Here is a 23,884-nt window from a genome sequence, read left to right as displayed (position 1 = left end):
CCCGTCCCCCAGCTCGGCCGCACAGCGAGGTGCCGCACCGCCCATGACGACTCCACCCCCACCTCACGCCTCCTTCCGCCTCATACGTGGCACGGCGCTCACCCTCGCCGTGGCCGGCTCCCTGCTGCTCTCCGGCTGCTCGGGGACGGGTGGTTCCGACTCCGGCAAGGACACGGCCGGTGCCGCGAGAACGGGCCGGCTCAAGATCGCGCTGGTCACCCACGCGAGCAAGGGCGACGCCTTCTGGCTGCTGGTGCAGAAGGGCGCCGAGGCCGCCGCGGCCAAGGACGGCGTCGACCTGACGTACACGAGCGACCCCGACGCCACCGGACAGGCCGAGCTGGTGCGGGACTCGATCAAGGACGGGGTCGACGGCATCGCGCTGACGCTCGCCAAGCCGGCCGCGATGAAGGGGCCCATCAAGGAGGCCAAGGCCTCGGACATTCCCGTGGTCGGCCTCAACTCCGGTATCGACTCCTGGCAGTCGGAGGGCGTCCTGGAGTTCTTCGGGCAGGACGAGAGCGTCGCGGGCCGCGCCGTCGGCCAGAAACTGGACGAGCTCAAGGCCAGGCACGCCCTGTGCGTGATCCACGAGCGGGGCAATGTCGCCCTGGAGGCGCGCTGCGCGGGCGTGAAGAAGGCGTTCACCGGCGAGACCGACATGCTCTACGTGGACGGCACCGACATGGACGCCGTGTCCGCGGGCGTCACGGACCGGCTGAAGCAGGACCCCAGCATCGACGAAGTGGTCATGATGGGCGCCGATTTCGCACTGGCCGCGGTCAAGTCCGTGAAGGCGGCGGGCAGCAGGGCCAAGGTCGCGACCTTCGACCTCAACCAGGACCTGGTCAAGGCCGTGCAGAGCGGGGCCATACAGTTCGCCGTCGATCAACAGCCTTATCTGCAGGGCTATCTGGCCGTGGACTCGTTGTGGCTCTACAAGACCAACGGCAACATCAGTGGCGGCGGGGCGGCTCCCGTGCTCACCGGCCCGGCGTTCGTGACGAAGACGAACGTCGGCGCGGTCGCGAAGTTCGCGGCCAACGGAACGCGCTGACCGGACACTTCGTACGAGGATGTAGCGAGGACGACCACGATGTCTCCACGGACAGGTGCCCGGCGCCGCGTCGGTTCCATACGTCTTTCCCTGATCCTGCTCGCCCTGGTCCCCAGCGTCACGCTGGCCGCCATGTGGGGCGTGACGACGACCCAGATGTTCGCGGAGGGGCTACGGCTGCGCTCACAGACGGAGTTGAGCAGGTCCACCGGCGCCATGGGCACCGAGGCCGCGCTCGCGCTGCAGAAGGAGCGCAGTCTCTCGGCGGCCTGGATGGCGTATCCGCACGGCTCCGAGGCCGCGTTGGAGACCCAGCGCGCGGCGACGGACAAGGCGGTGGCCCAACTCGTGGCCCAGTCGGGGGCGATCAAGAAGGCGCCGTCCCGGATCAGGGACCGGATGTACTCGGTCGTCGCGTCGGTCGACAGCCTGGAGTACTACCGGGACCAGGTGGACAACCCCACCGACATCACGCCCCAGCAGGTGCTGGACCAGTACACCGCGATCATCGACGACCAGATCCAGGCCTTCCAGGAGCTGTCCCAGGTCGACGACGGCGACCTCACCTCGCAGGCGGAGCCGCTCGTCGCGCTGGAGCACGGCGCCGAGCTGGTCTCCCAGGAGGACGCGCAGCTGACGCTGGCCTGGCACTCCGGGCACCTCGACAACGCGTCGTGGGAGCAGTTCGCCGAGCTGGTGCACGCCCGGCGCTGGCTGGTCGAGGACCAGATCGCCACCGGGTTCCAGGGCGCCACCAAGACGCGGATCGAGCACATTCTGCAGAGCGTCGAGTGGAGCACCCTGGAGTCCACCGAGGACGCGGTGCTCAGGGCCGGCACGGCGGGCAAGGCGGATCCGGACGACGGCACGGCCGGCCGGATCGTCCTGCCCGCCGAGCAGAAGCAGTGGAACGCGGCGCTCTCCGAAGTCGCCGACCAGTACGAGGCGTTGATCAGGCAGCAGACGTCCGGACTCCTCGACCGCAGCTCCGACAAGGCGCACAACCTCCTCGTCACGGCCGCCTCCCTGAGCGCGGGCGGACTCGCCGCCCTGCTGCTGTGCGTCGGCATGTCGTGGCGGATCACCCGCTCCCTGTCCCGCCGGCTGCGCGGCCTGAAGGCGGCCACGCTCGGCCTGGCCGAGGACCGCCTCCCGGACGTGGTCGCCCGGTTGAACCGGGGCGAGAAGATCGACGTGGAGTCGGCGACCCCGCCCCTGGACTACGGGAACGACGAACTCGGCCAGGTGGCCCAGGCGTTCAACACCGCGCAGCGCACCGCCGTGCACACCGCGGTCGAACTCGCCGACACCCGGCGGGGTTTCCAGAAGGTCATCCTCGGCATCGCCCGGCAGAGCCAGAACCTGGTCAACCTCCAGCTCACCAAGCTCGACCAGCTGGAGCGCCGGCACGACGACCCCGAGGTCCTGCGCGGCCTGTACGAACTGGACTCCACCGCGAGCCAGTTGCGCCGCTACGAGGAGAACCTCGTCGTCATCAGCGGCGAGCAGCCGCGCCGCAGCTGGACCGAGCCGGTCGCCCTGATCGACATCCTGCGCAGCGCCGTCGGTGAGGTCGCCGAGTACCAGCGGGTGGAGGTGCACACCGAGGAGGAGGTGTGCCTGGCGCCGCCCGCGGTCGCCGACGTGATCCACCTGCTGGCCGAGCTGATCGACAACGCGACGGTGTACTCCCCCGCGCCGAGCCCGGTCGGGGTGCGTGCCGCGATGGTCGCCAAGGGACTCGTCATCGAGGTCGAGGACCGCGGCCTCGGCATGTCGGAGGAGGACTACGCCTCGCTCAACGGACAGCTGGCGGTGGCCCCGCAGTTCGACGTGGTCGCCCTCGCCGACGACCTCCGCCTCGGCATGTTCGTGATCGCCCGGCTCGCCACCCGGCACGGCATCGCGGTGACCCTGCGCTCCTCGCCGTACGGCGGCACGACCGCGATCGTGCTCATCCCGCACGAGATCGTCGTACCCGAGCCACTCGACGAGTCCCCTCGGGGCGCCGCGCGAACCGCCGGTGCCGAGGCCGTCGTAGCGGAGAAGGCGGCCGTCTCCGCGTCGTCAACCACCTTGGCCGACAGGGCGGTTGACGCACCGAGCCCCGCGCCCGAGGCCCGCCCCGTCGTCCCCCCGGCGCGGTCGCCGGAGTCGGAGTCGGTGACGGCCGGGCTCGGTGGGCTCACCCCCTTGCCGCGGCGGGTGCCGCAGACCAGTCTGGCCAGTGAGTTGCGGGAGGAGGCCGGGGCGGTCGAGGAGGACACGGAGCTGGAAGACTTCACCGCGGAGCGTGCGGCATCCTCGCTGGCCGGGTTCCAGCGCGGCACGTTCCAGGCGCGAGACTCCATCGACGACGACGCGCCGTCGCAGTACGACCGGGAGGAAGCAGCAGCCTCCCCCAATCCGCCCGCCGACCGCTCATGAAGGACTGCGCCATGACACGACCCGTCCCCGCCACGCACACCCAGCTCGACCAGTTGCTCACCGGACTCGTGGACCGGGTGGCCGAGGTGAACCAGGCCGTCGTGCTGTCCGAGGACGGGCTGGTCGTCAGCAAGTCCACCGGGTTCCTGCGCGACGACGCCGAGCGGCTCGCGGCCACCGCGTCCGGGCTGATGAGCCTCAGCAAGGGGGTCAGCATGGACTTCCGGGGCGGCCCGGTGCGCCAGGCGCTGATCGAGATGGCGAACAGCTATCTCATCCTCACCTCGGCGGGCCCCGGCGCCCACCTGGTCGTCCTGACCGGTCCGGGCGCGGACGTCGGGGTCGTGGCGTACCAGATGAACATGCTGGTGAAGAAGATAGGCGAGCATCTCAGCGCCGCGCCGCGGGCGGGCGTCGGCCCCACGGCCGGCTCCGGCGAGTGAGGTGAGCGGTGGCGACGCGGCGGGACGGCTCGTACGGCCGTTCACGCTGACCGGTGGCAGAACCCGGCCCAGCCGCGCCGATTTCACCCTCATCACCACGGTGACCGCGGTCGATCCGGCGCCCGCGCGGGCGCCCCGGCCGCAGCCGGAGCAGTCCCGCATCCTGCGGCTGTGCGCCGAGCCGCTGGCGGTGGCGGAGGTCGCCGCTCTCGTCGACCTTCCGGTGAGCGTGGTAGTGATCATGCTCTGCGATCTGCTGGAGGCGGGCCTGATCACGGCCCGGCCGCCGCACCCGGTCTCCCGTACCAGCCCGGACATGGACCTGCTGCAGAAAGTGAGGGAGGGCCTTGGCCGGCTCTGACACCATCGCTCCGGCACCCGCGCCGCCCGAGACGGTCAAGATCCTGATCGCGGGGGGCTTCGGCGTCGGCAAGACCACCATGGTCGGTTCGGTGAGCGAGATCGCGCCCCTGCGCACCGAGGAACCGCTCACCGTCGCGGGCCTCGCCGTCGACGACCTCGACGGCATCGAGGAGAAACGGGCCACCACCGTGGCCCTGGACTTCGGCCGCATCACCATCGGCCAGGACCTGGTGCTCTACCTGTTCGGCACCCCGGGCCAGCAGCGCTTCTGGTTCATGTGGAACGACCTGGCCCTCGGCGCGCTCGGCGCGGTGGTCCTCATCGACGTCCGCCGCCCGAAGTCCAGCTTCGCGGCCGTCGACTTCTTCGAACGCCGTGGCATCCCGTTCGTGGTGGGCGTGAACGGCTTCTACGGCGAACACCCCTACCCGGCGGAGGCGGTGCGCGAGGCGCTGGCCCTCCCGGAGGACGTCCGCGTGCTGCTCTGCGACGCCCGAGAGCGCGACTCGTGCCGGAACGTACTGATCGCGCTGCTCGACCAGTTGATCGCCGCCGCCATCGAGGACGGGGGCGGCGGCAAGCTCACTCGTCCGCCCCACTGAGCGGTTCGTCGGAGGGGCTGATGACCCGGGCCGTGAGGTCCGGGTCGGGCATGTCCCGGTCGAAGGGGAACAGGGGCCGCCGGATGCGGTGATGCCCGAGCCGGGTCAGGTCCTGGTCGACCCCGCCCGGGGTGAGGGCCATCTTCCAGTCGGCGGCCATCGCGAAGAGTTCGGGTTCGAGATAGCCGATCTTGACGAGCACGAGGTCGGCGGAGCGCGGGTCCAACTCCAGGTCGGTGAAGTCGTGTTCGTGGTGGTACGGCTTCCGGAGCCGGGTCAGGATGACGTGCACGCTGCCGACCCTGAGGACGACCTCGGTCTCGGCGTCCCGGTCACCGTGCCGGATCGAGTGGACAACTCCGGTGAGGGTGAGGGGGCTTGCGTGGCGGTCGTCCACCTCGGCGCCCGCCGTGACGGTGACGGTGGCGCCTGCACCGGCGCGCTCCGCTGTCTCTACGGCGGCTGGTCCGGGCAGCGAGGCGTAGATGACCGTCGGGCCGTCCTGGTCCTTGAACTCCGGTCGTTCCAGGACCTGTTGGAGGCCCCAGGTGACGTCGCCCGCGCCGCCGGCGGTCGGGTTGTCGCCGGTGTCGCTGATGAAGTACGGGCGGGCGGGCGAGGCCAGGGCTTCGTCTAGGCAGTCGTGGAGCGTGCCGGTCGGGGCCACGAACTCGAAGTCGTGCCTTGCCTCCCAGAAGCCTCGGGCCAACTGTTCGGCGCCTGCGGTGACTTGGGCGGTTGACGGGCCGGTTACGACGACTGCGGCGCGGTTGCGGGGCTCGTCCGCCCAGGCGTAGCCGACCCAGATCGCCGCGTCGGTGACTCCCTCGGTTGCCTCTACCTTTTCTACGGCCGCGTAGACGCTCTTCGCCGGTTCGATGCGGGTGGAGGTCTGTTCGCCGGCGAGGAGGACCGGGACCGGGATCCAGGCCTTGACCGGGCGGGGTGCGCCGCTTGTCAGGAGGTCTACGAGGTTGCGGGCGGCGCGTTCCTTGGTGTCCATGGCGTCCTCGTGGGGTGCCATGCGGTAGCAGGTGATCAGGTCGCTCTGGTGGACCAGGTCGCGGGAGACGTTGCCGTGCAGGTCCATCGAGGTGGACACGAGGGTGTGCGGGCCGATGGTTTCCCTGATGCGGGCGAGGAGTTGGGCTTCGGCGTCGTCCATGCCCTCTACTGTCATCGCGCCGTGGATGTCGTACCAGAGGCCGTCTACGGGGCCCAACTCGCTTAGGCGGGTGATGAGTTCGTCGGTGAGTTCGGTGAACGCGGTGGCCGTTACGGTGCCGCCGGGGAGGGCCTTGCCTACAAGGGCGCCTTGCCAGTCTGCGGCTTCCCTGAGGGGGGTGCCGGGGGCCAGGAAGGGGTAGCGGGTGAGGACTTCGGGGCCTCGTTGGGGGTGGAAGGCCGGGGCTTCTGTGCGGGCCGGGGAGAAGGTTGAGGATTCGATGCCTAGGCCTGCGATGGCGATGACAGGACGAGAAGAAGACATGGGGACTCCAGGTTGTGTGTTGTCTGCGGGTCCGTGGGGGCTGGTCGCGCCCACGCGGCGGAGCCGCAAATTGACACAGCCCCGCGCCCCTAAAGGGCCTACCGCGGCCCGGGGTTGTCTGTGACCGTTTGGAGTGCCTGGGCCAAGGCCCGTTGTAGGGCGAACTGGCCTGCGCCCACCAGGCCCGCGTCCGCGCCCAAGCTCGCGCGCTCGATCGCCAAGTGCTCGGTGACCAGGGGGTGGCAGCCCTCGTACAACTGGCTGCGTACTGCCGCTACGAAAGGTTCCAGGGTGGAGAGGATGCCGCCCAGATACACGGCGTCGGGGTTGAAGAAGTTGACGTTGGCCGCGAGGACCTGGCCTAGGTAGCGGCCGGCCTGGCGGACTGCTCGGGTTGTTTCGGGGTGGGCGTCGGTGGCGAGTTGGACGACGTCTTCGGTGGAGGTCACGGCGAGGCCGTGACCTTGCAGGATGCGGACCAGGGCGGCGCCTGACGCGACGGTTTCCAGGCAGCCGGTGTTGCCGCAGGAGCAGGGGGTGTCCTGGGCGGCCTCGACGCGGACGTGGGTGATCTCGCCTGCCGCGCCGGTGCCGCCGCGGTAGAGGCGGCCGTCGGCGATGACTCCCGCGCCGATGCCGGTGCCGACCTTGACCATGATCGACTGGCGGCGTTCGGCGGGCTGGACGGTGTGTTCGCCCACGGCCATGCAGTTGGCGTCGTTCTCGACGGCGGCCGGGACCTCGAAGCGGTCGGTGAGCCAGTCGCGGATGGGGAACTTGTTCCAGCCGGGCATGCGGGCGGGCAGGGTGACGGTCCCGGAGGCGATGTCGACCGGGCCGGGCAGGCACAGGCCCACGCCCCGGAGCCGTTCGCGCCCGTGGCGTTCGGCGAGTGCCGTGAGTGTCTCGGCGAGGCCCGGCAGCGCGGCCTCGGGGCCGTCCGCCGTGGGGAAGGACACGGTCGAGACGTCCGTGAGGCCGCCGCCGGGGAGGACGACCCCTACGTGCGCGTGCTTGCCGCCCAGCTCGGCCGCGACCGCGAACCCGTCGCTGCCGCCCAGCCGGAGCACCTTGCGCGGGCGGCCGCCGGTGGAGGAGCGCGTGCCGTGCTCGGCGACCAGACCCAGGGACACCAGCTGGCCCACGGCGAGGGAGATCGTCGAGGGCGCGGCGCCGAGCAGTTCGGCGAGTTCGGTGCGGGTGGCGGCCTGCCCGGAGGCGAGGAGTTCGAGGACGTGCTCGGCCAGTGAGGAGACGCCCGAGGTGCTCTTCCGGCGGTGCGCACTTTTTTCAGGCATGAAGGAAGTTACTTCCGGATCGGGTGATCGAGGCGACGAGCGTAAGTCACCCACATGCCCTCTCACCTTTTTTCAGAACAGCAGAAACAGGCTTTTTACAGCGACACGCCTGTTTCTTCGACACCAGGGGTCGTTGACTGTCCTCACTCCCGCCTCCGCCCCTCTTTTTCCGAGGAGAACCATGTCCCCTGTTCGCTCGAGACTCCTCGCCGGTGCCTCCCTGACCACGGCCTCGCTGCTGCTCGCGGGCTGTTCCGGGTCGAGCGGCACGTCGTCGTCCGGGTCGCACGACTCGATCGACTACGCGCTGCCCGCGAACTTCACCCCGAACTGGATCCTGCCGATCGGCACCGCGGCCCACCTCAACACCAACAACATCTCCATCGCGAACTCGCTGTGGGAGCCGCTGATCGCCTACGACGGCTCGACCGGGACCATGGGCTGGAACAAGAAGGGCTCGGTGGCGACCGCCGCCGACTTCGCGGCCGACAACAAGAGCGTCACGATCACCCTCGGCGACCGGCACTGGAGCGACGGGAAGCCGGTCACCTCCGCCGACGTGAAGTTCTGGTTCGACCTCATCAAGGCGAACAAGGCGCAGTGGGCGGGCTACAACCCGGGCAAGGCACCGGACAACTGGACTTCCTTCAAGACCGTGGACGCCAGTCACTTCACGATCACCTTCGACAAGGCGTACAACCCGCAGTGGATGCTGGCCAATGAGCTCAGTTCCATCACCCCGCTCCCCCAGCACGTCTGGGACAAGGCCCGGGACGCCAAGAAGGACTGGACGTACCTCAACAACGCGGCGAAGAACATCAGCGGTTACGCGACGAACGCCCTGTGGAAGACGGTCAGCGGCCCGTACACCGTGAAGTCCTTCTCCACGGCCGGCAAGGTCGTCCTGGCCGCCAACGCGAAGTACGACGGCGGGGAGAAGCCCGGCATCCCCACCGTGAACCTGCTTCCGTTCACTACGGCGGACGCCGAGAAGAACGCGCTGCGCTCAGGAAGCGTCGACTACGGCTACATCGAGGCGACCGACCTCGACCAGAAGGCGAGCTTCACCGCGCAGGGCTACACGGTGAAGCCGTGGTCGGGCTGGGCGATCACCTACATGCCGTACAACTTCAACAACCCTTCCATGGGTGCCGTGTTCAAGCAGCTCTACGCCCGGCAGGCCGTGCAGAGGTCCATCGACCAGAGCACGCTCGCGAAGGTCATCTTCAACGGCACGGCGGTGCCGGGATACGGGCCGATACCGCAGGCGCAGAGCTCGTCGTTCCTGTCGGCCACGCAGAAGTCCGACCCGTATCCGTTCTCGACCTCGGCCGCCAAGTCCCTGCTGAGCAGGCATGGTTGGAGCGAGCAGGGCGGGGTCATGACCTGCACCGGCCCGGGCACGGGTGCCGCGCAGTGCGGTGCCGGGGTCGCGAAGGGGACGAAGTTCCAGATGCAGGTGCTGTCGCAGTCCGGTTCGACGGTGACCGACAACATGATGAGCGCGATCCAGTCCTCGCTCGCGAAGACCGGCATCAAGTTCTCCATCAAGACCGCGCCGGTCAACTCCGTGCTGTCGCAGACCCCGCAGTGCACGGCCTCGCAGTCGATCTGCAAGTGGCAGCTGTCCTTCTTCGGTACGGCGGGCAGTTGGTACTTCCCCGCCTTCCCGACCGGTGACTCGCTCTTCCAGACGAAGGGCGGCGCGAACTTCGGCAACTACTCCAACGCCGAGGTCGACAAGCTCATCTCCTCGTCCACGACGTCGAGTTCGACCCAGGAGATCCAGGACTACAGCGCGGCCCTCGCCAAGGATCTGCCGGTGATCTGGCTGCCCGAGCCCGACTACCAGATCTCCGTCGTCAAGAACGGCCTCGGCGGCTTCACCCAGGACCCGCTCGCCAACTTCCACCCGGCCCAGTGGAAGTGGACCAGCTGAGGCATGGACACCCTTCTGTATCTGACCCGGCGGATCGCGCAGGCGCTGGTCGTGATCCTCATCGTGACGGTCGTGGTGTTCGGTCTGCTGCACGCGCTGCCCGGGGGTCCCGCGCGCGGGATCCTCGGCCCGCAGGCCACGCCGCAGCAGATCACGCTGTTCAACCACGACCAGGGGCTCGACCGGTCGCTGCCCGTCCAATACCTGTACTACCTGCGGCAGTTGCTGCACGGGGACCTCGGGACGTCGTACACGCTGAACGAGGCGGTGTCCCGGCTCATCGAGCAACGGCTGCCGAAGACACTGGTGTTGACCGTGCTGTCCGCGGTTCTTGGGCTGGTGCTCGCGATTCCGTTGGGGATGTGGCAGGCGGTTCGGCGGAACAAGCCGGCCGACTATGTCATTACGACCTTGAGCTTCGTCGCCTACTCGACTCCCGTGTATTTCCTGGGACTTGTGCTGGTGCTGGTCTTCACACAGGTGTTGCGGTGGTTTCCCTCGCAGGCGCCGCAAGGGGACACCGTGGCTCAAGTCTTTGCGGATCCGGTTGCGTTGGTGCTGCCTGTGGTGACCGGGGCGGCATCGATGGTTGCCGTGTTCAGTCGGTACATGCGGGCCGCGACGTTGGAGAACCTGTCCGAGGACTACGTGCGGACCGCTCGGGCGGGGGGTTCTCGGCGGCGGGCGATTCTCTTCAAGCACGTGTTCCGGAACTCGTTGACGCCGGTGATCGCGATGTTGGGGTATTACGTGCCGGTGTTGTTCGGTGGGGCGTTGGTGGTGGAGCAGTTGTTCAACTACCCGGGGATGGGGCTGTTGTTCTGGAGTGCGGCTCAGTCTTCGGACTATCCGGTGCTTCTCGGGTGCGTGCTCGTCATTTCCGTCGCGACTGTGGTGGGGACGTTGCTTGCGGATGTCGTGCAGCGGGTTGTTGATCCTCGGGTCAAGGGGGGTCGGGCGTGAGTGTTCAGAGTGCACGCCGGTGGGGGTTGCTCGCGCCCCGCGGCGGAGCCGCAAATCGACACAGCCCCGCGCCCCTGAGAGCGCGCTTCGCGCGCAACAAGCTTGCCGTGGCCGGGCTCCTAGTGGTGGTCCTCTTTTTCCTCTTCTGTTTCGTGGGGCCGCTTCTCTACTCCACCGATCAGATCCATACCGACCTCACGCAGGTCAATCTCCATCCCAGTGGGGCGCATTGGCTAGGTACCGACGCTGTCGGGCATGACGAGTTGGGGCGGCTCATGTACGGCGGGAAGGTGTCGCTGCTCGTCGGGCTTGCCGCCGGGGTGCTTGCCACTGTGATCGGGACTCTGTGGGGGGCGGTCGCCGGGTATGCGGGTGGGTGGGTCGATGCCGTGATGATGCGGGTCGTCGATGCCGGGATCGCCATTCCCGCGCTGTTCATCCTGCTGGTCGTGTCGGCGATCACCACGCCTGGCGTGCCTGGGTTGATCGTGATTCTCGGGCTGGTGTCCTGGCTCGTGCCTTCGCGGCTGGTGCGGGCGGAGACGTTGACCTTGAAGAGCCGGGACTATGTGCTGACCCTGCGGGCCATCGGCGGTTCGCACAGCCGGGCCATCACCCGGCACATCCTGCCCAACTCGGTGTCGACGATCGTCGTCGCGGCCACCTTCCAGGTCGCCGACGCGATCCTGCTCGTCGCCTATGTGTCCTATCTGGGGCTGGGAGTTCAGCCGCCGTCGACCGACTGGGGCGGCATGCTCTCGGCCGGGCTGACGGCCGCCTACTCGGGCCGCTGGTGGCTGATCGTGCCGCCGGGTCTCGCGATCATCCTCGTCGTGTGCGCGTTCAACGCGGTCGGTGACGGGCTTCGTGACGCCTTCGACGTGAAGGGACGGGGATGAACAGCATCCTTGAGATAGAGAATCTGGGTGTCACCTTCTCCACCGAGAGCGGTGATGTGCCCGCCGTGCGTGGGGTGTCGTTGCGGGTCGAGCCCGGCGAGACGCTTGCCCTCGTCGGTGAGTCCGGGTCCGGGAAGTCGACCGTCGCGCTCGCTGCTCTTGGGCTGCTGCCCGGCAACGCCCTTGCGTCCGGGGGCGTTTCGGTCGGTGGTACGGATGTCGTGGGGGCCGGTGAGGGCGAACTCGCGCGGTTGCGGGGGCGTACGGCCTCGATGGTGTTCCAGGAGCCGGCCACCGCGCTGGATCCACTGACCCGGATCGGCAAGCAGATAGCGGAAGTTGTACGGAATCACCGGGACCTCTCCCGGCAGGAGGCGGCCGCTGAGGCTGTCGCGTTGTTGGGAAGGGTCGGGATTCCCGAGCCTGAGCGGCGGGCCTCCGCCTTTCCGTTCCAGTTGTCCGGTGGGCAGCGGCAGCGGGTCGTGATCGCCATGGCCATCGCCAACTCGCCCGGGCTGCTGGTCGCGGACGAGCCGACCACCGCTCTCGACGTCACCGTGCAGGCCGAAATCCTGGATCTGCTGCGGGCGTTGGCCGTCGACTCGGGAACCGGAGTGCTGCTGGTCACGCACAACATGGGGGTCGTCGCCGACTTCGCCGACCGGGTCGCCGTGATGCTGGAGGGGGAGGTCGTGGAGACGGGGGCGGTGGAGGACGTGTTGTTGCGGCCCACGCATGAGTACACGCGGCGGTTGCTGGCCGCTGTGCCTCGGCTGGCGGTGAGCGAGCCGGTGGGTGGCGCTGTACGGGAGCGGGGCGAGACTGCTGCTCCCGTGGTCGAACTACGGGATGTGAGTGTGCGGTTCGGGCGTGGGCCCCGGGCCGTTCGGGCGCTGGAGGAGGTGTCGCTGACCGTGCGGGCCGGTGAGACCGTGGGGCTCGTCGGTGAGTCCGGGTCGGGGAAGTCGACAGCCGCCCGGGTGGCTCTTGGGCTGGTCGCGCCGGAGTCGGGGGGTGTCTCGCTCTTCGGGGCCGATCTGCGCAAGGCGCGGGGGCGGGCCCGGCGGGCCCTGCTGGCCGGGGTCGGTGTGGTCCTGCAGGATCCGGTGGCCTCGCTGGACGCGCGGATGAGTGTCGGGGAGTGTGTGGCCGAGCCGTTGCGGGTGCACCGGCGTGGGATGGGTGCCGTCGAGCGGCGGGAGCGGGTCGCCGAGGTTCTCGAACTGGTGCGGCTGCCACGGGAGTTGGCCCGGCGTGGGCCGCGTGAGCTGTCCGGTGGGCAGCGGCAGCGGGTGAGTCTCGCGCGGGCGTTGGTCCTCGAACCCCGGCTGCTGGTCGCGGACGAGCCGACGAGCGCGCTGGACGTGAGTGTGCAGCAGACCGTGCTGGACGTGATCGCCGAGTTGCAGGGAGAGCTCGGGTTCGCCTGCCTCTTCGTCTCGCACGACCTCGCCGTGGTGCAGCAGTTCGCCGGGCGCGTGGTCGTGATGCGGGGCGGCCGGGTCGAGGAACAGGGGCCGACCATGAGCACGTTGCTGCACCCGGAGACCGCGTACACGCGCCGGCTCATCGCCGCCGTGCCCGTGCCCGATCCGGTGCTCCAACGGGAGCGCAGGGAGCGCCGGTTGGCGTTGGGGACGGGGGCCGGCGCGTGAGCGACTCCCCGGAGGTGGTCGTCGGCGTCGACATCGGCGGGACGACCACCCAGGTCGTGCTGTGCACGCCTCAACTCGACGTCCTGGACCGTACGGAGGTGCCGACCCCGGCGGGTGAGGGCGGGGCGGCGATGGTCGGTGCCGCGCTCTCCGCGCTACGGCTGCTGCGGGACCGTACGCCCGCCCGGCTGCTCGGGGTCGGGGTCGGCGCGGCCGGGCTCGTGGATGTGCGGGCCGGGCGGATCCTCGTGGCGAGCGACTCCTTTCGCGACTGGGCCGGGTTCGAGGTGACGGCGACCATCCAACAGGCCCTGGGTGTACCGGCGTTCCTCGACAACGACGTGAACGCGTTTCTGCGCGGGGAGGTCGCGAAGGGTGCGGTCGCCGGCGAGGAGAACGTGCTCGGGATGACCCTCGGCACCGGCGTGGGTGGCGCACTGTGGCTGAATGGCGCCCTTTACGACGGGCCGCGCGGGGCCGCGGGCGAGATCGGCCACGTGCCCGGGTTCGGTGAACTGCCGTGCACCTGCGGGGGAAGAGGACATCTGGAGACGCTGGCCTCGGGGCGGTCGATCGCGGCGCGGTACGGGGAGCGGACGGGGCGTGCGCTCACGGCCCGTGAGGTCGCCGGGGCGGCCCGGCAGGGCGATCAGGACGCGCGGGCCGTGTACGCGGCGGTGGGGCGCGGTGTCGCCCGGGCGCTGCTGATCACGGCGGGGCTGCTGGACGTCACGACGTGTGTGATCGGCGGGGGTGTCAGCCGGTCGTGGGAGCTGGTCGAGTCGGCCGTGCAGGAGACGCTGGCGGTGGAGCCGCCGGTGAGCGGTCATCCGGTGCGGGTGCTGCCTGCCCGGCTCGGCGGCGACGCGGTGGCGGTCGGGGCGGCGGCCCGGGCGCGGGCGGAACTCCTGATCCACACAGGAGGCTCGTAGCGGACGCCTACGTGAACGACAAGAACCGGCCAAGCACGACCGTGTGATTGACGCGCACACGCCCCATCTCTACCTTCTGATCGACTTACCGAACCCCGTTCGACAAGTCGAACGACAGGAAGTATCGGGCCGCTCGTCACCCCCTGGAGAACACATGGCCGTCCCCCCTCTCCCCCACCCGTCCCGCCGCCTCTTCCTCGGCATGGCCGCGACCGTCCCCCTCGCGGCCACCGGCGCGCTCACGCTCGGCGCGGGCAGCGCGCAGGCCGCGACCAACTCGGCTTACGTCATGTGCTACTTCACCGAGTCGCCCACGTTCCTGGGCGCCAACTACGGCCTGCACCTGGCCGTCAGCCCCGACGGTCTGCAGTGGACCCCGCTGAACCAGAACGCTCCCGTCGCCACCCCCACCGCGGGCTCCCTGGGCCTGCGCGACCCGTTCATCCTGCGCAAGCAGGACGGCACGTTCGTGGTCCTCGCGACCGACCTCAACGGCACCGACTGGTCGTACGTCAGCCAGTACATCCACGTCTGGGACTCCACCGATCTGCGTACCTTCACCGGCTACCGGCGGATGAAGGTGCACGACCTGGACACCCACGCGTGGGCGCCGGAGTCGTTCTGGGACGCGGGGCGCGGGCAGTACGGGGTGATCTACTCGGCCGTCAACGACAGCGGCCACAACGTCATCATGGTCAACTACACGAGCGACTTCGTGACCGCCGGTGATCCGCAGGTGTTCTTCGACCCCGGGTACGACGTCATCGACGGCGATCTGGCCGTGGGCGTGAACGGGGTCAACTACCTCTACTTCAAGAAGAATTCGACGCTGGTCGGTGCGAAGTCCACGTCACTGGACCCGGGCAGCTTCTCCGAGTTCAGCACGGCGGTCTCACACAACGGCACCGAGGCGCCGACGTTGGTCAAGTCCCTTGCGTCCAGCTCCACTTGGTACCTCTGGGGTGACACCTGGGACCCCAACGGCGTCTTCTACGCCTGGCAGACCAGCAGTCTCGCCGCCGGTACCTGGACCGCCGTCGACCAGAAGCTGTACACCCAGCCGCTCAACTCGAAGCACTGCGGCATCCAGCCGATCACCACGGCCGAGTACAACAACCTCATCGCCAAGTGGGGCACCCCCGCCTGGAACCGGCTCAAGTCCTACAACTACCCGGCGCGTTACGTCCGGCACTCGAATTTCATCGGGCGGATCGACGAGTACGCCTTCGACCCGTACACCGACTCGCAGTGGACCCTGGTGCCGGGCCTCGCGGACTCGGCCGGGGTGTCCTTCCAGTCGGTCAACTACCCGACCCGGTACCTGCGGCATTACAACTACGCGCTCCAACTCGACGTGAACGACGGCACGTCGACGTTCGCCGGGGACGCCACGTTCTACCGGACGGCGGGGCTCGCGGACTCCTCCTGGGCGTCGTTCCGGTCGTACAACAATCCGACGCGGTACATCCGGCACTCCAACTACGTCCTGCGGATCGACCCGGTCTCCACGGCCACGGATCAGCAGGACGCGACCTTCTACGTCGGGTACTGAGCACGACGCGGGTGCCTCCCGGAGAAACGGAGGCACCCGCGTCGTCGCCGGAGCGGGTCAGCTCAGGCCGGCCGTCTTCAGCCAGGCCTTCGCGACGTCCAGCGGGTCCTTGTTCTGGGACTGGACCTGGGTGTCGAGGTCCAGCAGGGTCGCCGTGTCGAGCTTCGCGGAGACCGCGTTGAGGGCGGCGACACCGGCCGCGGAGAGGCCGCTCTTGTAGACGAGGGGCTGCACGTTCTCGAAGCCGAAGAGCCGCTTCGGGTCCTGGAGCGTGACGTGCTTCTCCTTGACGATGGTCGGGTCCGTGCTGAAGAGGTCGGCCGCCTGCACCGTGTTCTTCTTCAGCGCGGCCGCCGTCAGCGGGCCGCCCGCGTCCAGCGCCTTGAAGGACTTGAACTCCAGGCCGTAGACCGACTTCAGGCCCACCAGGCCCTGCTGCCGGGTCTGGAACTCCGGCGAGGCGCCGATGACCAGGTCCTTCGCGATGGACTTGAGGTCCGCGATGGAGGAGTCGGACGTGAGGCTGTACTTCTTCGCGGTCTCCGCGTTGAGCGTGACCGTGTCCTTGTCCTCCGCCGCCGCCGGGTCCAGCAGCGTCAGCTTGGAGTCCAGCTTGGCGTTGATCGCGGCCGTGGTCGCCGCGAGGGTCGCCGGGGTGGCCTTCGGGTCGAGGTAGGCCAGCAGCGCGCCGTTGTACTCGGGCAGCACGGATATCGTGCCGTTCTTGAGCAGGCCGTACGTCGTCTCACGACTGCCGATGTTCGGCTTGTAAGTGACCTTGACGCCCTTGGCCTTGAGAGCCTCGCCGTAGATGTCGGCGATCAGGATGCTCTCGGCGAAGTTGTTCGAGCCGACGACGACGGTGTCGCCGCCGGCCTTGCCGCCGGAGAGCGGGTTGTCGGACTTGCTGTCGGAGGACGAACCACATCCCGTGACAAGCGCAGCCGTCGCGGCGAGCGCGATGGCGGCCGCGCCGGGGTACCTAGTGCTGGACCAGCTGTTCTTCGCTTTAGAAGTCACAATTCCCGTTCCGGGTTTGGATGTTGGCACAGGCGTGCAGGCATGGCTGTGGCGTCGACGCGCGGGGCGTGAACGCCGCACTCCGCTGATCCAATCCAGCCGGTTCTTGGTCAGTCAAGAGAACTCTGGTCACCGATTGGCCTCAATGGGTGCCCAGTTGTGAAGGCAACGTAAACAGACCGGTCACGAACACGGTCGCTTTGTAATTGATTCTTGACGTAGGGCGACGCACTTGATCGTTCAAAGAGGCGGTAGTCTCCCCGGAGTTGGCGTCGGTCACAGCGGTGTGCGGGGGCCGCTTCGATCAAAAACAGTCACACGCGTCGCTGCGCGTATCGTGACAACACCCCACGAAGGAGGCCTGGTGTCCATACGGGGCTTCGCAGACCGTTGGCCCTTCAGGCGCAAGCTCAATCTGCTCGTCGGCGTACCGCTCGCGGTGGTCGCCGTACTGCTGGCGTATCTCATCTCGGACGAGATCGGGCAGTCGACGGACGCGAGCGACGCGGCGCAGCTGGTGCGGGACAGCGGGCAGGTCGCCGAGCTGGTGAACCTCGTGGAGGCGGAGCACCAGCAGGCCATCCTGCTCTCCGTCCGCTTCGAGGCCACCAACGACGGCGGCACCCCCTCGCAGAGCGCCTACCGCAAGGCCCAACTGGCCGTGGACAAGCAGGTCGAGAAGGTGCGCGACACCTTCGGCGACCGGCTGCCGGCCAGCGAGGCCCAGGCGTTGAAGGAGATCAACGGCCTGGAGACGCTGCGCGACACCGTCGAGCAGAGCTATCTGCCCGCCGACAACATCGACCCGGCGTACACCAGCGCCTCCGACGGTCTGATCGACGGGCTCGACCTCGAGCACAACGCGAACCTCGCCACCACCTTCACCGGCAACCTGCTGGACTCCGTGCTGCGGGCGGACGCCGCCCACAGCTCGTTCGAGACCAGCGTGTTCTCCGCGACGACCGGTGACAGCAACGCGCTCATCGAGTACAACAACGCGGTCGGCTCCTACGACCTCTTCACCTACCAGTCCGCCCGGTTCGCCCGGTTCGCCACCGAGGACCAGGCCGACCAGCTCTCCGGCATCGAGCACACTCCGGCGCAGCGGGAGATCGCCGAGGCCTACGCCGAGCTGCAGATCGACCCCAGCGGGCTGCAGGCCGAGACGCCCGGCGCCGTCCGCAAGGCCTTCGCGGACGCCATGAGCGACTACCCGTCCTACCCGCAGCAGGCCGCGAGCCGGCTGAAGATCACCGGCTCGCTCATCGACCAGATCGCCACCCGCGCCGACGACGCGTCCTCCTCCGCCTCCTGGCGCGCCGGGCTGCTGCTGAGCCTGTCGCTGCTCGGCTTCGTGCTGTGGCTCGCCTTCGTGGTGATCGTGCGCCGCTCGGTGGTCCGCCCCGTGCAGGCCCTGACCGGTGCCGCGAAGCAGGTCGCCGAGGTCGCGGGCCGGGAACTCGCCCGCGTCGCCGACGACGACGCCGAGGACGACGGGCCGCCGCTGCTGCGGGACATGCCGGTCACCGCGAAGGACGAGATCGGTGACCTCGCCGAGGCCTTCAACCATGTGCAGACCACGGCCGCCGCGCTGCTGGCCCGCCAGGTGGTCAGCCGGCGCAACGTCGCCGAGATGTTCGGCAACGTCGGCCGCCGCGTCAGCAACCTGACGACCCGTCAACTCGCCCTGATCGACGCGGTGGAGCGCGGTGAGACCGACCCGGCGCTGCTGGAGCGGCTCTACTCCATCGACCACATCGCCGTCCGCCTGCGCCGCAACGCGGACAGCCTGATGCTGCTCGCCGGCATCCGCGAGACCGTGCTGGACGGCGGACCCACCGAACTCACCAACGTCGTACGGGCCGCGCTCGGCCAGATCGAGGGCTTCCAGCGGGTGGGCCTGCGGGCCGACACCGAGGTCATGGTGGAGCCCGACATCATCGGCGACCTCACGCTGATGGTGGCCGAACTCCTGGAGAACGCGGTCTCGTTCTCGCCCGCGGGCAGCCCCGTCGAGGTGGTCGTACGGACCGACGGCGACGACGCGCTGATCGTGGTCGCCGACCACGGACTCGGGATGAGCGCCGACCGGATCGCCGAGGAGAACGCCCGCCTGATCCGGCGCGAGCGCCTCGACCTGGTGCCGACGAAGGTGCTGGGCCTGTTCGTGGTCGGTACGCTCGCCCGCCGCTGGGACATCGACGTCACCCTCGCCCGCACCCCGGGCGGCGGTGTGACGGCCGAGATCACCATCCCGGCGACGCTGCTGCTGCGCATGAGCGCGCTGGCCTCCGGCGGTTCGGCGGGAGGGTTCGCGGGGCTGGAATCGGGCTCGGGATCAGGGTCGGGGTCGGCACTCGCGTCCGCGGGCTCCGTACCGGACCAGCGTCCGGCTCCTTCCTGGGCCACCGCTGACTCCGGTGCCGCCCGGACCACCGACTCCGGCCTGGCGGCCACGGCTTCGGGCTACGGCTCCTCCGGCCGCAGCGCCGACTCCGTACGCCCGGCGCCCGCCGTCGGGGCTCCCGCCGGACGCGACTCCGGGTACGCCGACTCCGGTCCCCGGCCCTCCGTCGCCGCCGAACCCGTGCGGGAACACACCTGGGCCGACGATGAGCCCGCCCCGCTGCCGCGCCGGGTCTCCCGGTACGAGACGGCGCCCGCAGCCGCCGTGGCGGAGTCCGCCGCCGTCACCACCCACCACGCCCCGGCGGACGATTCCGCCACCGCCCCTGACGACGCCACCGGGGGCTCCCGGCCCCTGCGTCGGCGGGTCAGGGGTGCCACCCTTCGTACGGGCGCCGACGCCGCCGCCCAGCAAGCCGCACGGCAGGCCCCCCGGCCCGCCGACGCGGACGCCGTCCGCTCGGCCCTCGAAGAGTTCGAGGCCGCCGTAGAACAGGCGCATCGCGACAGCGACACCCTCACGGGCCTGCGGGCCCCGGACGCGAACCACCCGCACGACCAGAACCACCTCCCGAAAGGAGCGGAGCAGTGAGTACGTCGACAGGTGACACTCCCACGGGGGGCACCACGCCGGCCGATCTGCAGGCAGCCGCGGCCGATTTCAACTGGCTGCTCAACCGTTTCGCGACGGAGACCGCGGGTGTCGTCGACGCCATCGCGGTGTCCTCCGACGGCCTGCTGATCGCCGTGGCCGAACTGCGTGAACACGCCCACTCGGAGCGGCTCGGGGCCATCGTCTCCGGCATCACCAGCCTCGCCGCCGGAGCCTCCGGCAACTACGGTCTCGGTGGCCTGAACAAGGTCATCATCGACCTGGAGGGCGGCCACGTCCTCGTCTCCGCGATCGGCAGCGGCGCCGTCCTCGGCGTCGTCACCGACAAGGAGGCCAAACTCGGCAACATCGCCTACGAGATGACGCTGTTCGCCAACCGTGCCGGTTCCGCGCTCAACCCCCAGCTGGTGCTCCAGCTGAAGAACAGCGTCGGCGCCGCTTCGGCTCGGTGACCGGTCCCCGACCGGTCGAGAGAGGAACAGCCACTCATGCCCGACGGCCGCACTCCGAGCGGTGCCGGCGCGGACGGGGCCACACCCCCGGGTCGCGATCCGGTGCGCACGCCTTCCGCCGTACGGCCGTTCCTGGTCACCGCCGGCCGGGTGGCGGGCGCCGGAGCGGCCGACTCCGGGCGGCCGATCCCGGTCGAGACCCAGGTGGTGGCCACGGCCGCCGGGCTGGAAGTGCTCGACCGGCTCTCCTTCGAGCAGCACGACATCGTCGCCGCGTGCCGGCAGCCGCAGTCCCTCGCGGAGATCGCGGCCCGGCTGCGGCTGCACCTGAACGTGGTGCGGGTGCTCGCCGAAGACCTGCGTGCCGCCGGGCAGTTGACGGTGCACGTGCCCAACACCGACATCACCCATGACGCAACCGTCCTGCGAAGGGTCATCGATGGCCTCCGCGCCATCCCCAACTCCCGGGGAGTACTCCGTGACACCGACTGAACCGGTCGCCCGCGGTGCGGCTGCGCAGACCGTCGTACGACCGCCGCTGCCGGTCAAGATGGTCGTCGCGGGCGGCTTCGGCGTGGGCAAGACCACCACGGTGGGCGCGATCTCCGAGATCGAGCCGCTGACCACCGAGGCCGCCATCACCGAGGTCGCGGCGGGCGTGGACGACCTGTCCCACACCCCGCGCAAGACCACCACCACGGTCGCGATGGACTTCGGCTGCATCACGATCGACCCGACGCTGAAGCTGTACCTCTTCGGTACGCCCGGGCAGGACCGGTTCGGCTTCATGTGGGACGACATCGTGGAGGGCGCGGTCGGCGGTCTCGTCATCGTCGACACCCGGCGCCTCGACGACTGCTACGCCGCGGTCGACTACTTCGAGCACAAGCAGATCCCGTTCGCGGTCGCCCTGAACGCCTTCGACGGCAAGATCGAGCACTCCCTGGACGAGGTCCGCTGGGCCCTGGACGTCAACGAGCGGGTCCCGGTCCTCGCCTTCGACGCCCGCGAACGCGGCTCGGTGCGGGACGCGTTGCTGGTCGTGCTGGAGCTGGCGCTGGCGCGCACGGAGAACTGACCGCAGGAGAAAGGGAGATGGGGAGGGCCGTCGCCGGTCCTCCCCATCTCCCTTTGCCAGCAGGGGTGTTCAGTCGCTCAGTTGCTCCTGCGGACCCCGGGTGACACCGCGAGCCGTGCGATGCCCCAGAAGAGTCCGAGCGTCACCAGTGCCATCCCGGCGACCAGGGTGGCTCCGCCGACGACCTTCTCGTAGTTCCGCTGGTAGAGGCCGTCGATGATGTAGCGGCCGAGGCCGCCGAGGCTGACGTAGGCCGCGATGGTGGCCGTGGAGACGATCTGGATGGCGGCCGAGCGCAGGCCGCTGAGGATCAGCGGGAGGGCGACCGGGAGTTCCACCTGGAACAGCACGCTCGTCTCGTTCATGCCCATGCCGCGGGCCGCGTCGACCGGGGACGGGTCGACGGAGCGCATCGCCTCGTACGTGGTGACCAGGATCGGCGGTACGGCGAGGACGACCAGCGGGATCATCACCGGGACCAGGCCGAAGCCGATCAGCACGAACATCAGCACCAGCAGGCCGAAGCTCGGCAGGGCGCGGGCCGCGGTGGCGATGAGCGAGAGGGTGTTGCCGCCGCGTCCGGTGTGGCCGGTCAGCAGGCCGATGGGGAGGCCGATGGCGGAGGCGATGGCGAGCGCGATCAGCGAGTACCGGATGTGTTCGACGAGCCGGGTGGGGATGCCGTCGTAGCCGTGCCAGTGACTGCTGTCGCTGAAGAACAGGTTGATGTAGTGGAGTACGTTCACCGGGCTGCGTCCTCCAGTACGGGTTCGGCCGGTTCCGGCCGGTCCTCGGCGGGGCGGGCCTTGCGGGTGCCGCGCGGCATCCAGGGCGTGAGGAGCAGCCGTACGCCGACCAGGACGGCGTCCACGACGATGGCGAGGACGGCCGTGGTGATCACGGAGAGCCAGATCAGGCGTGGCTGGTGGTAGATCTGGCCGTCGTTGAGCAGGTTGCCGAGGGCTCCCTGGTTGCCGATCAGCATGCCGACGCTGACGAGGGAGATGCTCGACACGGTCGCCACGCGCAGACCCGCGATGATCGCGGGCACGGCGATCGGCAACTGCACCTGGAGATACCGGCGTACGGGCCCGAGGCCCATCGCGGTGGCCGCGTCCAGGGTCTCCTGGGGCACCGAGCGGACGCCGTCCACGATCGCCGGGACGAACACCACGAGGCTGTAGACGCCGAGCGGGATCATCACGGTGGTCTCGGTCTGGCCGGTGTAGTCGATGAGGACGACGAAGAACGCCAGCGAGGGGATCGCGTAGAGCACGGTCGTCACCCAGAGCACCGGCGGGTACAACCAGCGCAGCCGCACGCACAGTTGGGCGATGGGCAGCGCGACCACCAGGCCGACGAGGACCGGGATGACGGCCTCGCGCAGGTGCAGGCCGATCAGACCGAGGTAGCTGTTCTGGAGGTCGCTGGGGATGCGGAACCAGTCGTTCATCCGGCGGCCTTCGCGCCGCTGCGACCCGCCGCGTGGGCGCTGCGGATCGCCTCGCCCACAGCTCCCTGCGACACGACCCCGACCACGCGCCCGGTGCCGTCCACGCCGACCGCCCACCCGGTCGGCGACAGCACCGCGCCGTCGAGCGCGGCCCGCAGCGAGTCCTTGCCGGCCTCGAACGGGCGGCCGTAGGCGAGGAGTTGGGCGGTGTCGACGGCTCCGGCGGTCAGCGCGCCCGGCTCGCTCCAGCCCAGCGGCCTGCCGTCCAGGTCGGTGACGAGGAGGTACGGCACGTCGGGGGTGGTGCGTTCGGCGATCTGCTCGGCGGTGGAGTCGACGGCGACGATCGGGGAGGTCTTGAGGTCGAGGCCCGCCGAGGAGAAGAAGGACAGGCGGCGGATGCCCCGGTCGGTGCCGAGGAAGTCCTCGACGAAGGCGTCCGCGGGGTCCGACAACAGCTCGGCGGGCGGGGCGAATTGAGCGAGCTTGCCGCCGGTGCGCAGCACCGCGACCATCGTGCCGAGCTTGATCGCCTCGTCGATGTCGTGGGTGACGAAGACGATCGTCTTGCCCAACTCCTCCTGGAGGCGCAGGAGTTCGTCCTGGAGGCCCTTGCGGACGACGGGGTCGACGGCGGAGAAGGGCTCGTCCATCAGCAGCACCGGCGGGTCGGCCGCCAGCGCGCGGGCGACACCGACGCGCTGCTGCTGCCCGCCGGAGAGCTGGTACGGGTACCGCTTGGCGAGGGCGGCGTCCAGGCCCACCCGCCCCATGAGTTCGGTGGCCCGCGCCCTGGCCTTCTCCTTGCCCCAGCCGAGCATGCGGGGCACGGTCGCGATGTTGTCGACGATCGTGCGGTGCTGGAAGAGCCCGGCGTTCTGGATGACGTAACCCATCGACCGGCGCAGCGTGTTGACCGGCTGCTTGGTGATGTCCGCGCCGTCCAGGGAGATCGTGCCCTCGCTGGGGTCGATCATCCGGTTGATCATGCGCAGAGTGGTCGTCTTGCCGCAGCCCGAGGGGCCGACGAGGACGGTGATCGAGCGGTCCGGTATGTCCAAGGACAGTTGGTCGACCGCCACCGTGCCGTCCGGGTACCGCTTGGTGACTGAATCTATCCGTATCAAAACGCCGAATACCCTTCGGATGTGGCAGAAACTGCCCGTTCCTGACCGCTGTCTCTGGCCGTTGAGGGGAGAGTCTAGACGGCTTGTGTTGCGGGAACTTGGCGGGCACCTGAGGG

21 protein-coding genes are annotated in these 23,884 nt (G+C 69.4%); 15 read left to right on the top strand and 6 right to left on the bottom strand.

From position 1 onward, the window contains the following. Positions 1 to 43 precede the first annotated feature (43 nt). Genes R2B38_RS33025 through R2B38_RS33005 form a run of 5 tightly spaced genes read left to right on the top strand, consistent with a single transcriptional unit; the run spans position 44 to position 4,892 of the window. A complete protein-coding gene (locus R2B38_RS33025; protein ID WP_318019473.1) occupies positions 44 to 1,057 on the top strand; it encodes a substrate-binding domain-containing protein in 1,014 nt (337 codons plus the stop codon). A gap of 39 nt (positions 1,058 to 1,096) precedes the next feature. After that, on the top strand, positions 1,097 to 3,484 hold the full coding sequence (locus R2B38_RS33020) for a nitrate- and nitrite sensing domain-containing protein (RefSeq protein ID WP_318019472.1): 2,388 nt from the start codon (positions 1,097 to 1,099) through the stop codon (positions 3,482 to 3,484). 11 nt (positions 3,485 to 3,495) lie between these two features. Then, entirely contained in the window at positions 3,496 to 3,927 is a 432-nt protein-coding gene (locus R2B38_RS33015) for a roadblock/LC7 domain-containing protein (protein WP_033281471.1), read from the top strand. A 1-nt stretch (position 3,928) separates the two neighbouring features. Then, entirely contained in the window at positions 3,929 to 4,288 is a 360-nt protein-coding gene (locus R2B38_RS33010; protein ID WP_019071425.1) for a DUF742 domain-containing protein, read from the top strand. Next, positions 4,275 to 4,892 (top strand): GTP-binding protein, encoded by a 618-nt coding sequence (locus R2B38_RS33005; RefSeq protein ID WP_318019471.1) that lies wholly within the window; start codon positions 4,275 to 4,277, stop codon positions 4,890 to 4,892. The genes R2B38_RS33010 and R2B38_RS33005 overlap by 14 nt, the downstream gene beginning before the upstream one ends. On the opposite strand, the gene R2B38_RS33000 is transcribed toward R2B38_RS33005, so the two are convergent. Beyond that, the gene (locus R2B38_RS33000) at positions 4,873 to 6,381 is read right to left on the bottom strand and encodes a M81 family metallopeptidase (RefSeq protein ID WP_318019470.1); all 1,509 of its coding nucleotides are present in this window, start codon (positions 6,379 to 6,381) and stop codon (positions 4,873 to 4,875) included. The genes R2B38_RS33005 and R2B38_RS33000 overlap by 20 nt on opposite strands. 98 nt (positions 6,382 to 6,479) lie before the next feature. Continuing rightward, positions 6,480 to 7,679: an ROK family transcriptional regulator gene (locus R2B38_RS32995; protein WP_318019469.1), complete on the bottom strand. Its 1,200-nt coding sequence runs from the start codon at positions 7,677 to 7,679 to the stop codon at positions 6,480 to 6,482. Between the two features lie 181 nt (positions 7,680 to 7,860). Between R2B38_RS32995 and R2B38_RS32990 the strand changes: the two genes are divergently transcribed. From R2B38_RS32990 to R2B38_RS32965, 6 genes are all read left to right on the top strand, one after another. After that, complete coding sequence (locus R2B38_RS32990; RefSeq protein WP_318019468.1) at positions 7,861 to 9,618, top strand: peptide ABC transporter substrate-binding protein; 1,758 nt, start codon at positions 7,861 to 7,863, stop codon at positions 9,616 to 9,618. A gap of 3 nt (positions 9,619 to 9,621) precedes the next feature. Then, positions 9,622 to 10,581 (top strand): ABC transporter permease, encoded by a 960-nt coding sequence (locus R2B38_RS32985; RefSeq protein ID WP_318019467.1) that lies wholly within the window; start codon positions 9,622 to 9,624, stop codon positions 10,579 to 10,581. A gap of 26 nt (positions 10,582 to 10,607) precedes the next feature. After that, on the top strand, positions 10,608 to 11,480 hold the full coding sequence (locus R2B38_RS32980) for an ABC transporter permease (protein ID WP_318021856.1): 873 nt from the start codon (positions 10,608 to 10,610) through the stop codon (positions 11,478 to 11,480). Then, on the top strand, positions 11,477 to 13,135 hold the full coding sequence (locus R2B38_RS32975; protein ID WP_318019466.1) for an ABC transporter ATP-binding protein: 1,659 nt from the start codon (positions 11,477 to 11,479) through the stop codon (positions 13,133 to 13,135). The genes R2B38_RS32980 and R2B38_RS32975 overlap by 4 nt, the downstream gene beginning before the upstream one ends. Then, positions 13,132 to 14,067, top strand: a complete 936-nt coding sequence (locus tag R2B38_RS32970; protein ID WP_318019465.1) for an ROK family protein — start codon at positions 13,132 to 13,134, stop codon at positions 14,065 to 14,067. Before R2B38_RS32975 ends, R2B38_RS32970 begins: the two co-directional genes overlap by 4 nt. Positions 14,068 to 14,221: 154 nt before the next feature. Beyond that, positions 14,222 to 15,619, top strand: coding sequence for a glycoside hydrolase family 43 protein (locus tag R2B38_RS32965; protein WP_318019464.1), 1,398 nt, complete (start codon positions 14,222 to 14,224; stop codon positions 15,617 to 15,619). 57 nt (positions 15,620 to 15,676) lie between these two features. Here R2B38_RS32965 and R2B38_RS32960 read toward each other — a convergent pair whose 3' ends face one another. Continuing rightward, entirely contained in the window at positions 15,677 to 16,639 is a 963-nt protein-coding gene (locus R2B38_RS32960; RefSeq protein ID WP_033281463.1) for an ABC transporter substrate-binding protein, read from the bottom strand. A gap of 364 nt (positions 16,640 to 17,003) precedes the next feature. Here R2B38_RS32960 and R2B38_RS32955 point away from each other — a divergent pair, with 364 nt between their 5' ends. Genes R2B38_RS32955 through R2B38_RS32940 form a run of 4 tightly spaced genes read left to right on the top strand, consistent with a single transcriptional unit; the run spans position 17,004 to position 21,188 of the window. Continuing rightward, positions 17,004 to 19,637, top strand: coding sequence for a sensor histidine kinase (locus R2B38_RS32955; protein WP_318019463.1), 2,634 nt, complete (start codon positions 17,004 to 17,006; stop codon positions 19,635 to 19,637). Beyond that, on the top strand, positions 19,634 to 20,110 hold the full coding sequence (locus R2B38_RS32950) for a roadblock/LC7 domain-containing protein (protein ID WP_019062808.1): 477 nt from the start codon (positions 19,634 to 19,636) through the stop codon (positions 20,108 to 20,110). The genes R2B38_RS32955 and R2B38_RS32950 overlap by 4 nt, the downstream gene beginning before the upstream one ends. A gap of 36 nt (positions 20,111 to 20,146) precedes the next feature. After that, positions 20,147 to 20,602 (top strand): DUF742 domain-containing protein, encoded by a 456-nt coding sequence (locus R2B38_RS32945; RefSeq protein WP_033281461.1) that lies wholly within the window; start codon positions 20,147 to 20,149, stop codon positions 20,600 to 20,602. Then, complete coding sequence (locus R2B38_RS32940; protein WP_033281460.1) at positions 20,589 to 21,188, top strand: GTP-binding protein; 600 nt, start codon at positions 20,589 to 20,591, stop codon at positions 21,186 to 21,188. Before R2B38_RS32945 ends, R2B38_RS32940 begins: the two co-directional genes overlap by 14 nt. A 77-nt stretch (positions 21,189 to 21,265) precedes the next feature. On the opposite strand, the gene R2B38_RS32935 is transcribed toward R2B38_RS32940, so the two are convergent. Genes R2B38_RS32935 through R2B38_RS32925 form a run of 3 tightly spaced genes read right to left on the bottom strand, consistent with a single transcriptional unit; the run spans position 21,266 to position 23,768 of the window. After that, positions 21,266 to 21,934, bottom strand: a complete 669-nt coding sequence (locus tag R2B38_RS32935) for an ABC transporter permease (protein ID WP_033281459.1) — start codon at positions 21,932 to 21,934, stop codon at positions 21,266 to 21,268. Then, positions 21,931 to 22,641, bottom strand: coding sequence for an ABC transporter permease (locus R2B38_RS32930; protein WP_033281458.1), 711 nt, complete (start codon positions 22,639 to 22,641; stop codon positions 21,931 to 21,933). Before R2B38_RS32930 ends, R2B38_RS32935 begins: the two co-directional genes overlap by 4 nt. Beyond that, the gene (locus tag R2B38_RS32925) at positions 22,638 to 23,768 is read right to left on the bottom strand and encodes an ABC transporter ATP-binding protein (protein ID WP_318019462.1); all 1,131 of its coding nucleotides are present in this window, start codon (positions 23,766 to 23,768) and stop codon (positions 22,638 to 22,640) included. The genes R2B38_RS32930 and R2B38_RS32925 overlap by 4 nt, the downstream gene beginning before the upstream one ends. Between the last annotated feature and the right edge of the window lie 116 nt (positions 23,769 to 23,884).

Source organism: Streptomyces sp. N50, from assembly GCF_033335955.1.
GTDB lineage: Bacteria > Actinomycetota > Actinomycetes > Streptomycetales > Streptomycetaceae > Streptomyces.
This window is presented reverse-complemented; position numbering and strand designations above follow the sequence as displayed.